At 32.9% G+C, this 13,991-nt stretch carries 15 protein-coding genes; 8 read left to right on the top strand and 7 right to left on the bottom strand.

What is annotated here, in order from left to right; genetic code table 11:
• Window positions 1-126: 126 nt before the first annotated feature.
• The 3 genes from BD847_RS17225 to BD847_RS17215 form a co-directional block, all read right to left on the bottom strand.
• A complete protein-coding gene (locus tag BD847_RS17225; protein ID WP_115889512.1) occupies window positions 127-843 on the bottom strand; it encodes a hypothetical protein in 717 nt (238 codons plus the stop codon).
• A complete protein-coding gene (locus BD847_RS17220; protein ID WP_115889511.1) occupies window positions 830-1,390 on the bottom strand; it encodes an RNA polymerase sigma factor in 561 nt (186 codons plus the stop codon). Before BD847_RS17220 ends, BD847_RS17225 begins: the two co-directional genes overlap by 14 nt.
• A 197-nt stretch (window positions 1,391-1,587) precedes the next feature.
• Window positions 1,588-2,565: a polyprenyl synthetase family protein gene (locus BD847_RS17215; protein WP_115889510.1), complete on the bottom strand. Its 978-nt coding sequence runs from the start codon at window positions 2,563-2,565 to the stop codon at window positions 1,588-1,590.
• A gap of 160 nt (window positions 2,566-2,725) precedes the next feature.
• Between BD847_RS17215 and BD847_RS17210 the strand changes: the two genes are divergently transcribed.
• A complete protein-coding gene (locus BD847_RS17210) occupies window positions 2,726-3,586 on the top strand; it encodes a hypothetical protein (RefSeq protein ID WP_115889509.1) in 861 nt (286 codons plus the stop codon).
• 225 nt (window positions 3,587-3,811) lie between these two features.
• Here BD847_RS17210 and rlmN read toward each other — a convergent pair whose 3' ends face one another.
• Window positions 3,812-4,861: a 23S rRNA (adenine(2503)-C(2))-methyltransferase RlmN gene (gene rlmN / locus BD847_RS17205; RefSeq protein WP_115889508.1), complete on the bottom strand. Its 1,050-nt coding sequence runs from the start codon at window positions 4,859-4,861 to the stop codon at window positions 3,812-3,814.
• A gap of 314 nt (window positions 4,862-5,175) precedes the next feature.
• Here rlmN and BD847_RS17200 point away from each other — a divergent pair, with 314 nt between their 5' ends.
• The 7 genes from BD847_RS17200 (at window position 5,176) to BD847_RS17170 (ending at window position 10,649) form a co-directional block, all read left to right on the top strand.
• Window positions 5,176-5,745, top strand: a complete 570-nt coding sequence (locus BD847_RS17200) for a YceI family protein (RefSeq protein ID WP_115889507.1) — start codon at window positions 5,176-5,178, stop codon at window positions 5,743-5,745.
• Between the two features lie 5 nt (window positions 5,746-5,750).
• A complete protein-coding gene (locus BD847_RS17195) occupies window positions 5,751-7,199 on the top strand; it encodes a hypothetical protein (RefSeq protein ID WP_115889506.1) in 1,449 nt (482 codons plus the stop codon).
• Between the two features lie 10 nt (window positions 7,200-7,209).
• Window positions 7,210-7,761, top strand: a complete 552-nt coding sequence (locus BD847_RS17190) for a hypothetical protein (protein WP_115889505.1) — start codon at window positions 7,210-7,212, stop codon at window positions 7,759-7,761.
• A gap of 205 nt (window positions 7,762-7,966) precedes the next feature.
• Window positions 7,967-8,560 carry a YceI family protein gene (locus BD847_RS17185; protein WP_115889670.1) on the top strand — a complete coding sequence of 198 codons (594 nt, stop codon included), beginning with the start codon at window positions 7,967-7,969 and terminating at the stop codon, window positions 8,558-8,560.
• A gap of 184 nt (window positions 8,561-8,744) precedes the next feature.
• A complete protein-coding gene (locus BD847_RS17180; RefSeq protein WP_115889504.1) occupies window positions 8,745-9,110 on the top strand; it encodes a hypothetical protein in 366 nt (121 codons plus the stop codon).
• A 116-nt stretch (window positions 9,111-9,226) separates the two neighbouring features.
• Window positions 9,227-9,868: an O-methyltransferase gene (locus tag BD847_RS17175; protein ID WP_115889503.1), complete on the top strand. Its 642-nt coding sequence runs from the start codon at window positions 9,227-9,229 to the stop codon at window positions 9,866-9,868.
• A gap of 61 nt (window positions 9,869-9,929) precedes the next feature.
• The gene (locus tag BD847_RS17170) at window positions 9,930-10,649 is read left to right on the top strand and encodes a phytanoyl-CoA dioxygenase family protein (protein ID WP_115889502.1); all 720 of its coding nucleotides are present in this window, start codon (window positions 9,930-9,932) and stop codon (window positions 10,647-10,649) included.
• A 76-nt stretch (window positions 10,650-10,725) separates the two neighbouring features.
• On the opposite strand, the gene BD847_RS17165 is transcribed toward BD847_RS17170, so the two are convergent.
• The 3 genes from BD847_RS17165 to BD847_RS17155 form a co-directional block, all read right to left on the bottom strand.
• Window positions 10,726-11,289, bottom strand: coding sequence for a phosphatase PAP2 family protein (locus tag BD847_RS17165; protein WP_115889501.1), 564 nt, complete (start codon window positions 11,287-11,289; stop codon window positions 10,726-10,728).
• Between the two features lies 1 nt (window position 11,290).
• Window positions 11,291-11,638, bottom strand: coding sequence for a Sec-independent protein translocase subunit TatA/TatB (locus BD847_RS17160; RefSeq protein ID WP_115889500.1), 348 nt, complete (start codon window positions 11,636-11,638; stop codon window positions 11,291-11,293).
• A gap of 103 nt (window positions 11,639-11,741) precedes the next feature.
• The gene (locus BD847_RS17155) at window positions 11,742-13,988 is read right to left on the bottom strand and encodes a M1 family metallopeptidase (protein ID WP_115889499.1); all 2,247 of its coding nucleotides are present in this window, start codon (window positions 13,986-13,988) and stop codon (window positions 11,742-11,744) included.
• Window positions 13,989-13,991 lie beyond the last annotated feature (3 nt).

Below are 13,991 nucleotides of genomic sequence, written 5' to 3'. Positions count from 1 at the left end.
TAAATCGTTCCTCCGGAACTGAAAACCTATTTTCTTGTTTCTTAATTCTTGCTTCTTTACTCTTTACTCTTTACTCTTTACTCTTTACTCTTTACTCTTTACTCTTTACTCTTTACTCTTTACTCTTTACTCCTGCTGATTCCTATTTGCCAAAGCCACTTTTACAGTCTGATAGTTTCTATTGACTTTTGTGATTACTTTTTCTCTGAACGATTCTTCTAACTCGCCGTCGACCTGATTCAGCAAATCATTGGCATTGACTTTAATTTTTGATTTTGGCTTAGCCGAATTTTCTGCCACAACCGTTTTCTCGGCCGAATTAAGTAATTGATCTACGTTTTCCTTTTTTGGTGTTTCAGCAATTGTTGTTTGATTATTTACCGATTGCTTTTCTTGATTGTTTTTGATGATGATTGAAGACTCCGCTATTTGATTTGGCTCATTTTTACCAATTTTATTTGGTTCTTGATTATGATTTTTTTCTTCTTTTTTTATAGTTTCTTTTGAAGGATTTTCTAAAACTGCAATTTCAGTTTCAACTGTTTTAGTGTTATTTAGAATCGGTTTTTCAACTGAATCTTTTTCAGTTCCTTTTTCTACAACATTATTTATTGGAGTTTCAATTGATTTTTCTTTTTGATTGAAAAAGAAAGTTCCGACCAATAAAAATCCTATAACGCTTGCTGCGATATACAACCATTTTTTGCTTTTCGTTTTAGGCTGTTTTTTTTCTTCGGCAACACTTAACATTGCGTCTAATCGATCCCAAGCATTATTGCTTGGTTCAATTTCACGTTTGTTTAGTTTTTCACGGAAATCCTTTTCAAAATTATTCGGTTCCATTATCTTGTTTTTTTAAAATAGTAATTTGTGTTTGCAGCATTTTTCTGGCGTGCGATAATTGCGATTTCGATGTTCCTTCATTAATTCCTAACATCTTGGCAATTTCATTGTGTTTGTAACCTTCGATTGCGTATAAATTGAAAACCATTTTATAACCATCGGGCAAAGCATCTATTAAAAACTGAATCTGATCTACGGTAAACTGACTGTCAATTTCATTGAAACTTTCTTCAACAAAAAATTCATCTTCGGCAAATTTTACCTTTTTCTGAACTCTTAAATAGGATATACATTCGTTAACCATAATTCGGCGGATCCAGCCTTCAAAACTTCCTTTGTGTTCAAATTTGTTTAAATTGGTGAATACTTTCATGAATGCCGTTATCATTACATCTTCTGCCAATTGAATGTCCTTTATATATTGACGACATACGCTTAACATTTTCGAAGAATATTTACCGTAAATCTGCTGTTGTGCCTGACGATTGTTTTCGACAGCCAACTTTATGATTTTGGTTTCTTCTTGATGTAACGGAATAATTTTCATTAATAAGCTTTCGGTTTTGGTTTTAGAAACAGACTTCTATTAGCATAGACGATTGTCGATTTAAAATGGTTGCATCAACTATGAAAAATTTCAATAAAAAAAATTCCAAATTCCAATACACAGAAATACACAACTGATTTACAACAAAGTAAACCAATTATCTATTTGATAAATTTTCTAATTATGTAATTAAAAAATTATTTTTTTCTCTCAATAACGTAGTTCACCATCAAAGTCAGTGCGTCTTTATACTCAGAATCTTCGAAGTTTTGAAGTAGAGAAAGTGCTTCTTGCTGGAATTCGACCATTTTGTTTTCGGCGTAAGCCAAACCATTATTATTTTTTACAAAAGCAATAACTTCTTTTACACGTTTTTTGTCTTTGTTGTGGTTTTTGATGGAGTTTATCAACCACTTTTTTTCTTGCGGAGTACAAGTATTTAAAACGTGAATTAGAGGCAAAGTCATTTTTTGCTCTTTAATATCGATTCCAGTTGGCTTACCGATGGCTTCTTCGCTATAATCGAACAAGTCATCTTTTATTTGAAATGCCATTCCGATAAGTTCACCAAACTTACGCATATTTTCTACCTGAGCATCGTCTTCGATTACAGCTTTCGCGCCAAGCGCACAACAAGCAGCAATTAGCGTTGCCGTTTTCTTGCGGATGATTTCGTAATAAACATCTTCGGTAATATCAAGTCTACGGGCTTTTTCTATTTGAAGTAATTCACCTTCGCTCATTTCGCGAACGGCTACAGAAATAATTCGGAGTAAATCAAAATCACCGTTATCGATTGACAACAACAATCCTTTTGAAAGTAAATAATCTCCAACCAAAACGGCAATTTTATTTTTCCAAAGCGCATTGATAGAGAAAAATCCGCGACGACGATTACTATCGTCTACCACATCATCATGAACCAAAGTAGCGGTATGAATTAGTTCGATTACCGAAGCGCCACGATAGGTTCTTTCGTTTACAATACCTCCGGAAACCATTTTTGCTGTCAAAAAAACGAACATTGGACGCATTTGCTTTCCTTTTCGATTTACAATGTAATATGTAATTCGGTTCAGCAACGCGACCTTTGAAGTCATCGATTCATGAAACTTTTTTTCAAAAAGTTCCATTTCGTTAAAAATGGGCTGTTTTATTTGGGAAGTAATATTCATTTCGATTTCAAATATACTATTTTAAATAAAAAAACGTTGTGTATTTTATGTTAGTATATCAACAATTTGATTACTTTTTTAAAATTCACCACCAAAAACAGAATCTAGTTAAAGCCTAATTTGAGTTCATTAATTAAAATCACGTAAAAACTAATTTATTATGAAAACAAAAATTTTCTTTATTGGAACATTAGCCGCTTTATCTTTTTTTGTCAGCTGTAATTCTGATGAAAAAACAAACGACGGATCATCTGCAGCAATTACAAAAGATGAAGTCATCAAAAATTCAAAAATTGATGCTTCAATTGATGATGTAACAAATATTGCTGAAGATCAATTTAGCGCACAACAAAATGTAACTGCAAAGCCAAGCGGTGTAGTTAAAAATTTTCTTCCGAGTTGTGCTACGGTTACTACAGTATTAACGAACAACACCTGGACAAGAACTGTCGATTTTGGAGTTGAAGGCTGTACACTTGAAAATGGAAATACTGTAAAAGGAAAAATGGTTATTTCTTTCTCTAATGATTTTGAAACTTCTACACAAACTATCAGTTATACTTTTGACGGATTTTATCACAATGGCAAAAAACTTCAGGGAAGCAAAACTATCGAACGAACTGTAAAAACTACCGATTTGCTTGCAACTGCACATCCAGTTTTTACTGCGGCAATCGACTTGACGATTACTTTTGATGACGGAGGTGTTTACACAAGAAAAGGTAATTTAGTAAAAGAACAGGTTGAAGGTTTTGACACTTGGTTTAACTGGGAAGATAATGCGTATCTGGTAACAGGAAGTGGCACAACAACTTTCCCTAACGGAGATACTTTCTCTGCTGAAATTACTACACCTTTACAATTTAAAGCATCATGCAAAAAATCAGTTGCTGTAAAAGGAGTTGTATCTATAACTAAAAATGGAGCTACCGCCGTTATCGATTATGGCAACGGAGATTGCGATACACTTGCAACAATTACAAAAGACGGCGTAACAGAAGAAGTTGATTTGAAAAATTAATATCCTTTTTGCCCAAAAAAAGCATTAAGCTTGAGTATATTCCTCATTCTTAATGCTTTTTTGTTTTATCATCAAGTCCCCACGGGACATTATTGTTATGATTTTGGAATATTTATCTACCGATATTTAATTCCTACCGGAATATCTCAGAATAGTTTTAAAATATCTCGTAGAGATTGTATATTGGTAAAAATAACCTCGCATCTTGCTTTTATTCCGTAGGAACTATGCTTCGGCTTCTTTATTTGCCAATTGCCCACAAGCAGCATCAATATCTTTTCCACGGCTGCGTCTTACTTTGACTACTACTCCAATATTCTCTAGAGCTTTAATATAAGCCAAAATAGACTCTTCTGAAGCTTGTTGGAATTCTCCGTCATCAATTGGGTTATATTCAATTAAATTAACCTTACAAGGCACGTATTTGCAGAATTTAACCAAGGCATCAACAGAAGCTTTATCATCATTGATTCCTTTCCAAACTACATATTCGTAAGAAATTTTACTTTTTGTTTTTCTGTACCAATATTCTAATGCTTCACGCAAATCTTTCAAAGGGAAATTTTTACTGAAAGGCATAATCTTCGCGCGTGTTTCGTCAATTGCAGAATGCAGTGAAACTGCCAATTTGAATTTCACATCGTCATCGGCCATTTTTTTGATCATTTTCGGGATTCCCGAGGTCGAAACCATAATACGTTTTGGCGACATTCCTAAACCTTCTGGCGACGTAACCATATCAATTGCTTTAATGACATTGTTATAATTCATTAAAGGCTCGCCCATTCCCATAAAAACAATATTCGAAAGCGGATGATTGTAATACAAACGGCTTTCTTTGTCTATTGCCAAAATCTGGTCGTAAATTTCGCCAGGTTCTAGATTACGCATACGCTTTAATCTTGCTGTCGCACAAAAATTACAATCTAAACTGCAGCCTACCTGACTTGAAACACAAGCAGTGGTTCTGGTTTCGGTCGGAATCAAAACTGATTCTACCACTAAACCATCGTGCAGACGAACAGCATTTTTTACTGTACCGTCACTACTGCGCTGCATCGTATCAACCTTAATATGATTGATTACAAAATTTTCTTCGAGCATTGAACGTGTTGTTTTGGCAACATTGGTCATATCGTCAAAACTGTGTGCTCCCTTGCTCCATAGCCATTCATAAACTTGATTTCCACGAAAAGCTTTGTCATTATTTGCGACAAAAAAATCTCGCAATTGCTCTTTTGATAAGGCTCTTATATCTTTTTTCTCCATTTGCATGGTGCAAAGTTAAGTATTTGTTCATTTCTAATGTTAAAAACCGCCCTTCAATCTTTAAAATCAAATAACAAAAAAAATTAAAATCTAAAATTCACTAAACAAATGCACCTTTTTTGGACAAACAAACTGCTTTCCAAAAAATGAAAACGTTGTAGTTACTAAATATCAATTTAATAAAATTTTAACAATGATTTTTATCATGAACAAGCCCGATTTATAAGGAGATCTTTGATTCAAGTTAAAAAACAAACATTAGTACTAAATTTAAATCGGCCTGTTATTAACTTATTTTTAATACTGTAAATCTTATAAAAATGAAGATAAATAAAATCAAATTTATAGCAACTGTAATTACCATTTTCGGAATTACATCATTTGCTACAGCGCAAAAATCATACACTTTAGATTCTAAATCTGCTTTTTCAGTAGCGGGGACTTCAACACTTCATGATTGGGAAATGAAATCAGCATCTGGAACCGGATCTGCAAATTTAACTATTGCCAATTCCAAACTTACTGATATTGAATCTTTGTCTGTTACTCTTTTGGCTGAAAGCATTAAAAGCGAGAAAAAAAGTATGGATAAAGTTGCGTACGAAGCTTTAAAAACAGATAAAAACAAAAACATCAAATATGTTTTAAAATCTGCCGAAAAAGTAAACGAAACGACTTGGGAGCTAACCGGAACGTACACTATAGCCGGAGTCAGCAAAGTCTATAAAACCACCGCAAAAACAACTGTTACAAAAGAAGGATTAAATCTTCAGGGGTCAAACAAAATCACTTTTGCTGAATTTGGAATGAAAGCTCCAACTGCAATGCTTGGAACTATTAAAACCGGACAAGATTTAACTGTAAAATTTAATTTAAACTTTAATTTATAAACGCCATGAAGAAGATTTATGCTCTATTTATTACACTAGCAAGTACATTTGCTATGAACGCACAGGTTAGTTTTGGAAACATGCAAAACCAAATCTCTAGAGGAAAAGACGGTATCAACGTTTTCGATGTACAAAAAGACACTAGAGAATTTAAAGGTCTTAGTATTGATCTTGGTGGTGCTTTCAACATGGATTTCCAAGCAACAAATTCATTCAACGATCAACCTGCCAATTCTACTACGACAACAACTACAGCTACCGGTACTACTACCAGATCAATTACTGGATATCGTTTAATGAATACCGAAAACAACTTTACTCTTCCTGCTGCTGATATGTATATTGGTGCTCAATTATTTGATGGTGTAAGAGTGAATTTAGATGTTTACTTAGCTTCAAGACACCACAATGATTCTTATGTAAAAGGTGGATACTTACAAATTGACAAGTTAGACTTCATCAAAAAAGACTTCTTGGCTGACGTAATGAAATATGCTACGATTAAAATTGGGCAAATGGAGAACAATTTTGGTGACGCTCACTTTAGAGGTTCTGATAATGGTAACACAATCAAAAATGCATTTGTTGGAAACAATATTATGTATTCTTTCACTACAGAAATGGGTATGGAAGTTTACTACAACCGAAGTGGATTAGTAAGCATGTTAGGTGTTACAAACGGTAATTTAAATCAAAGTAATGAAGAAGTTTTTTATCCTAATGGTCCAAACGCAAATACAACACATAGTCCTTCAATATTAGCTAAACTTGGTTATGACAAACAGCTTGATAAAGATTTAAGAGTAAGATTAACAGGTTCTTATTATCATAATGCAAATCTTGGTAATGCAAACATATATTCTGCTAATAGATCAGGATTTGGTTATTGGGGTATATTAAACAATAACACTTATAAAAATACTATTACTAAGACCGATGCTAATGGTAATGTTACTACAAATACTGTTGATGTACCTACTAGTTTTAGCAAAACATCTACTCCAGAGGCAACGTTCAACCCTAATTTCAAAAATTGGGCTACTACATACATGATTAACCCTTTTGTAAAATATAAAGGACTTGAATTCTTCGGTACAATCGAATTAGCTTCAGGGGGAGATAAAGCTGGTACTGATGATAAACGTACTGCTAATCAATATGCTTCAGAGCTTATTTACAGATTTGGAAAAACAGAACAATTCTATCTTGGAGGAAAATACAATACTGTATCTGGAAAATTATCTAATGCGGATGCTAAAAAGGTTACCGTAGATAAATTTGAAGCAAGTGCTGGTTGGTTTATGACTAAAAACATTTTAGCTAAATTAAACTACGTTAACCAAACCTATAAAGATTATTCACAATTTGTAGGGGATCCTGCTACTGGAAATCCAAACAACTTTTATGGTGGTAAATTTAATGGTTTAGTATTCGAAGCAGTAATTGCATTCTAATATAAAAAAAATGAAAACTAGATTTTTTATTTTAATTACGGGTTTAGCAGTTTTCTTTTTCTTAGGAAGTGCTAAACCCACTTTTTTTTCAGAAGATACAACCGTAGTAATAAACAAAATAAAAATAGAAATTACAGGAGTATCAACTGTTGGCAAATACAATTGCTCAAACACTTTTTCTATTAAGGATACTGTCTACATAAATTCATTTAAAAAGAATGCTTTCAATACCGAAATAAAAATGTCAAACTTTGATTGTGGTAATAAAATAATGACTAAAGATCTGCAAGGAACCGTAAAAGTAAAGCAATTTCCAAACAGCACTGTTACAATCTCTGATGTAAAACCATGCGGAAAAAACTTTAAATGCAGATTAAACTTTTACATTACCGATAAAACATTAAAATACAAAGACTTTATTTTATACAATACAGACGATAAAATCCAAGGCACACTTAGTTTAAAGTTTTCGGATATTGAATTAGAACCGCCAGTAAAAATGGCTGGATTAATAAAAGTAAAAGATGATATCATAATAAATTTCAGTCTTTACAAAAATTAAAAAACACAAATACTATATTCCTTTCAAAAAACCTATACCAGGAGACAAATGTTGCATCTCTTAGTATAGGTTTTTAATAAAATCTTAACCATGATTTTTATCAGCTCCTATACAATTTGTTCACAATACATTTGACTCAAGAAAAAGATAGTTTTTGAATACTGAAATTAAAAGCTATCCAGGTTTAACCAAATACCACAAACAAATGAGACCTATCAAATTAATTTTATTAGCCGCAGTAATTACATTTTCACTACAAGTAAACGCACAAAAAAGATTCAGTTTAGCAAAATCAAATTTTGAAGTTGCAGGAACATCTAATATACACGATTGGGTTATGAAATCTTCAGAAGGAACCGGAAGTGCTTTTTTAACCATTACAGATTCAAAACTGACTGATATTAAAAACTTATCAATAACATTACCTGCAGAAAGTATTAAAAGCAGCAAAACCAGTATGGATGATGTTGCCTATGAAACTTTGGAAACCAAATCACACAAAAACATCAGATACGTTCTAAAATCCGCTGATAAAGTAAACGAAACAACTTGGGTGCTAACCGGGACTTACACCATCGCCGGCGTAAGCAAAGAGTACAAAACTCAGGTGAGAGTAGCAACATACGACAACAGTACTTTTGTACTTCAGGGTTCTAACCGAATGACTTTTTCAGATTTTGAAATGACACCACCTTCCGCGGCTCTTGGGGTTGTTAAAGCAGGCAAAGAACTAACTGTACTTTTCAATATAACTTTAGTCGATTTTGCAAAAAGTGATAGTAATTTAGTAATTAAATAGAAGCGTATTTATTTCAAAAAATATTTTCCAAATCAGTTCAGAAAAGAAAAATTTGGCACGAGAATTGTCTTGCTCTCAAAAGAAAAATAATCTTACAAAGCGCGCAATAATTTTAAAATTTGTATTTTTATTGTTCAACGATAAAACCTTTATTTTTTTAATAAACCTAAAAAGACAATTCATTATGAAAAAACAAATTTTAAGCTTAGCAGTTATCGCTTTATTAGCATTCGCAGTACAATCATGCGATAAAAAAGAAACTAAACCTGCTGATGAAGAATTAACCCTTGGAAACAAAGTTGATTCCCTTACCACAGATATGGAAGAGGTTAAAGACACTGCTGTAAGTAAAACAGAAAAAGCAGCACAAGATGTAAAAGATGCAACTAAAAAAGCAGCAGATGATGTTGAAGCTGCCGCTAAAAAAACAGCTACTGACGTAAAAGACGCTACCAAAAAAGGAGCTGAAAAAGTAGAAAACGCAGCTAAAGCAGCTAAAGATGGCACTGTAAAAACAGCAAAAGAAGTAAATGAAGCTTTGAAAAAATAATTTCATTTACAAAATCCAATTTATAAACCATTCGCTTAAAACGAATGGTTTTTTTATGCTCCAAAAATTGAGCTTATATTTTTGTATTTTTGCTTCAAATTTATAAGACTCTGCAAATGCATTTTATTTCACAAGAACTTGAAGATTACATCGAACAACATTCTGAAAACGAACCAGCTTTATTAGCAAAACTCAATAAAGAAACCTATCAAAAAATTCTTTTACCGAGAATGTTGAGCGGTCATTTTCAAGGCCGTGTTTTAAGTATGCTGTCTAAATTAATTCGTCCGGTAAATATTCTCGAAATAGGAACTTATACTGGTTATGCTGCTTTATGTTTATGTGAAGGAATGCAGGAAACGGGTCAATTACACACTATTGACATTAAAGAAGAATTGATTGATTTTCAAAGAAAATATTTTGATGCCTCGCCTTGGGGAAATCAGATTTTTCAGCATTTGGGTGAAGCTGTGGATATTATTCCGAATTTGGATGTGAAATTTGATTTGGTTTTTATTGATGCTGATAAAGAAAACTATCTAAACTACTGGGAAATGATTGTTCCGAAGATGAACAAAGGCGGAATTATTTTATCTGATAATGTTTTGTGGAGCGGAAAAATTTTAGAACCAGTTCATCCAAACGATGTCAGTACAAAAGTGCTTTTAGAATATAATCAGCTTTTAAAAGACGATCCTCGTGTTGAAACTGTTTTATTGCCTATTCGTGATGGGTTGACGGTTTCAAGAGTATTGTAAAATTAGTAAAAATCAATAGCCGCTAGCTAAAGCTGGAGGCTATTAAACAAGCATTTTAATCATGAATTACAGTACCAAAATAAATTCTGAAGGTTTTGCAATTATCAACAATTTTTATACTGAAAATGAAATCGAAAAATTGATTTCATTAATTGAAAATAAAACCGAAAATAATTCTGAGAACTCTACTTTTAGAAAATCTCAGGATTTATTTGCTATCAGACAATTTCATAAAGAAATACCAGAAACTTTAAACTTTATTTTTAATGAAAATTTAAAGCAAATTATTGATTCTAATTTTGGAAAAGGATTTTTTATAACCAAATCAATTTATTTTGATAAACCTGAAAAATCAAACTGGTTTGTGGCTTATCATCAGGATTTGACGATTTCTGTTGACAAGAAAATCGATATTGAGAATTTTGAAAATTGGACTGTAAAACAAAATCAATATGCTGTTCAACCTCCAAAAGAAATTTTAGAAAACAATTTTACTATCAGAATCCATATAGACAAAACTACAAAAGACAATGGTGCTCTAAAAGTTATCAATAACTCTCATTCAAAAGGAATTTTGAGGATCGAAAATTTGGATTTCGAAAATGAAGTAGAAACTATTTGCGAAATCGAAAAAGGCGGTATAATGATTATGAAACCTTTATTATTTCATGCTTCAAACAAAACCACCAACAACGAAAGAAGAAGAGTTATTCATATTGAATTCAGTAAACAACAACTTCCAAACGGATTAGAATGGAGTGAGAAAACAATTCTTAATTAAAGTTTATGTTTCAATTTTTCTATAAAAAAAACTTAGAATCTTAGTCTCTTAGCAACTTAGAATCTTAAGAAAAAAACTATCCCGGAAAATATTGTGGCTTTAGTTTTCTGTAAACCAAATAAATCAAAGACCCGAAAAGAGCTCCAAAGAAATATCCAGCAAGAATATCGCCAGGATAATGTAATCCTAAATAAATTCGGCTATAAGCAAAAATTAAAGGCCATAAAAACAAGAATCCGAAATACTTGAAGTGACGTTTTAGCACCAAAAATAAAAAAGTCGCAACAGCCATTGTATTAGCAGCATGTCCGGAGAAAAAACTGAATGATTTTCTAACCTGAACGATACGAATAATCGAAGCTAGATCTGGATTATTACAAGGGCGTAAGCGCTGAAAAGTGTGTTTGAATAAATTACAGGTCTGATCTGTAAAAGCAATCAGAACTGCTATAAAAAGTAATAAATACAAGGTTTGTTTTCCTCCTATTTTTTTATAAATAAGAAAAAACAATAAAAGGAAAAAAGGTGTCCAATAAAGCTGATTGGTAATAATTAGCCAAAGTTTGTCATATGTTTCAGAACCTAAACCATTTAGATACACTAATAGATCTGTATCTAATTCTTGTATTTTTTCAAGCATATTACATTTGACGTTTTACTGGTCCTGAGATTGAATCTATATCTTCTTTTACTTTATCAATTTCTGTGGCTGTATCTCCCAATAAATTAGTCGAATCGCCTAAAAGGTTTGATTTTGCATCATTAATCTGCGCATTGATATTACCAGTTATATCAGTCAAAGATTTCGCATCAAGACCATTTGCCTCAGCTCCTTTTTGAATTTCACTTTTAATATCATTGGTTGCATTTTTTAATTGCGCCATAGCCTTTCCCATTGTACGAGCGATTTCCGGCACTTTATCTGAACCAAAAAGCATTAGTACTATAAACAGTATGAAAACTAATTCTCCTCCTCCTATACCGAACATATCTTTTATTTTTGTGTGCAGCAAAGATATTAAATTTTGATGCTTACAGTTTTAAAATTTACTTAAAAAAAAGACCCTTTTCAGGGTCTTTTAAGTTTTATCCTTAATCAAATTTTGACTTTTGTTCAACTTTTGGCCAAGAATTATTTGTTACATCAATGTCAGCAGTCATCAAATTAGGATCGATCTGAATGCTTTTGATTGCTTTTGTCGTTGCATAAACCTTTTTGGCAGTATCATTACTTTTTCTCCATATTTGCGCCGGATATTGATAATTATCTTTTGATCCGTCTTCGTAAGTGATCTCAACCAAAATTGGCATAATCATTCCGCCTGGCTTGTTAAATTCAACTTCATAGAAATATTTAGGAGATTTTAAACTTGCTTTTTCTTCACTAGTAAAAGTTTGTTCTACGTAATCCGCTAAAGTTTTTACGTCATCAACTTTTAACGCTTTTTTGCTTGATTGGCTAACTTCTGCGTTATCACCAGCTACCAAATACACAAATGGCCCTTTGTCGAAACCAAAACGTCCTTTTCTAACTTTTACATCTTTTATATCAGTTGTTGGGGTTTCAGAAACATAATATTGTTTCACTTCTTTTATTCCGATATCTACGAAATCTGTTGAATAAAACCAACCTCTGAAAAACCAATCTAAATCTACTGCAGAAGCATCTTCCATCGTTCTAAAGAAATCTTCAGGAGTTGGATGCTTGAATTTCCATCTGTTTGCGTAAGTTTTAAATGCATAATCAAACAACTCTCTTCCCATAACTACTTCTCTTAAAATATTAAGTCCTGTAGCTGGCTTTCCGTAAGCGTTGTTACCAAATTGGTGAATCGTTTCAGAGTTTGACATAATTGGTTCCAAGAACTTTTGGTCACCACTCATATAAGGCACAATATTTTTTGCAGGTCCGCGTCTTGACGGGAAATTTGGATCTAATTCTTGTTCAGCCAAATATTCTAAAAATGAATTTAAACCTTCATCCATCCAAGTCCATTGACGTTCATCAGAGTTTACAATCATCGGGAAGAATGTATGTCCCACTTCGTGTATAATTACACCAATCATTCCGTTTTTAACTTCTTTACTGGTTACTCCATTTTCGTCAGGACGACCAAAATTCCAGCAAATCATTGGATATTCCATACCTTGATCTTCAGCCGAAACAGAAACTGCTTTTGGATAAGGATAATCAAAAGTATGAGATGAATAGCTTTTTAATGTATGTGCAACAGTTATTGTAGAAGTTTCTCCCCAAAGCGGATTTGCTTCTTTAGGATAAACAGATTCAGCCATAACAACTTTACCTCCTAATTTTACAGCCATTGCATCATAAATAAATTTTCTTGAAGAAGCGATACCGAAATCACGTACATTTTTTGCACTGAATTTCCACGTTTTTTTCTTTTCAGAAAACCCCTTTTCAGCAGCTTCGGCTTCAGCCTGAGTTACAATTACAACTGGTTTGTCAAAAGATTTTTGAGCCTGTTCGTAACGCTTAACCTGTTCTGCTGTAAAAACTTCACTTCTGTTCATCAATTCACCTGTTGCATCAATTACGTGATCAGCAGGAACTGTAATATTTACGTCGAAATTTCCGAAAGGAAGAGCAAACTCACCGCTTCCCCAGAACTGCATATTTTGCCAGCCTTCAACATCATTGTAAACCGCCATTCTAGGATAGAATTGAGCAATTACATATAATTTATTTCCATCTTTTTCGAATAATTCATAACCCGAACGACCGCCTTCTTTTCTATAATTATTGATGTTGTACCACCATTTAATAGCCAAAGAAATTTTTTCGCCAGGCTTTAAAGGAGTTGCTAAATTAATACGCATCATCGTTTCATTGATAGTATACGACATTGGATTTCCTTTAGCATCTTTAACCTGCTCAATATTGAAACCACGCTCCAAATCCTTTTTCAAATACTTGCTTGAAAAACCATCCAAAGGTAAAACCTGATTGATTTTTTCGCTTTCCGCTAAAGTACTTTGCGTATTGGCGCGCGCCTGATTTTGGTCCAACTGAATCCATAAGTATTCTAAGCTATCCGGTGAATTGTTTGAATAGGTAATAACCTCAGAACCGGTTATTTTTGAATTCTTATCATCTAATTCAATGTCAATTTTATAATCTGCCTGTTGTTGATAGTAAGCAGGTCCCGGTGCTCCTGATGCTGTTCTAAACATGTTTGGAGTCGCCAGCAAATCATACATTTGACTGAATTTGTTGGTATCATACTTTCCTTGTTGTTTTGGGGCAACGGTAGTGGATGTTTTCTCCTGAGCCATTAGCATTGCAGGAAAAAGTAATAATAATGAAAGTTTTTTCATAAA

The organism is Flavobacterium cutihirudinis (assembly GCF_003385895.1).
Classification (GTDB): Bacteria; Bacteroidota; Bacteroidia; order Flavobacteriales; family Flavobacteriaceae; genus Flavobacterium; species Flavobacterium cutihirudinis.
This window is presented reverse-complemented; position numbering and strand designations above follow the sequence as displayed.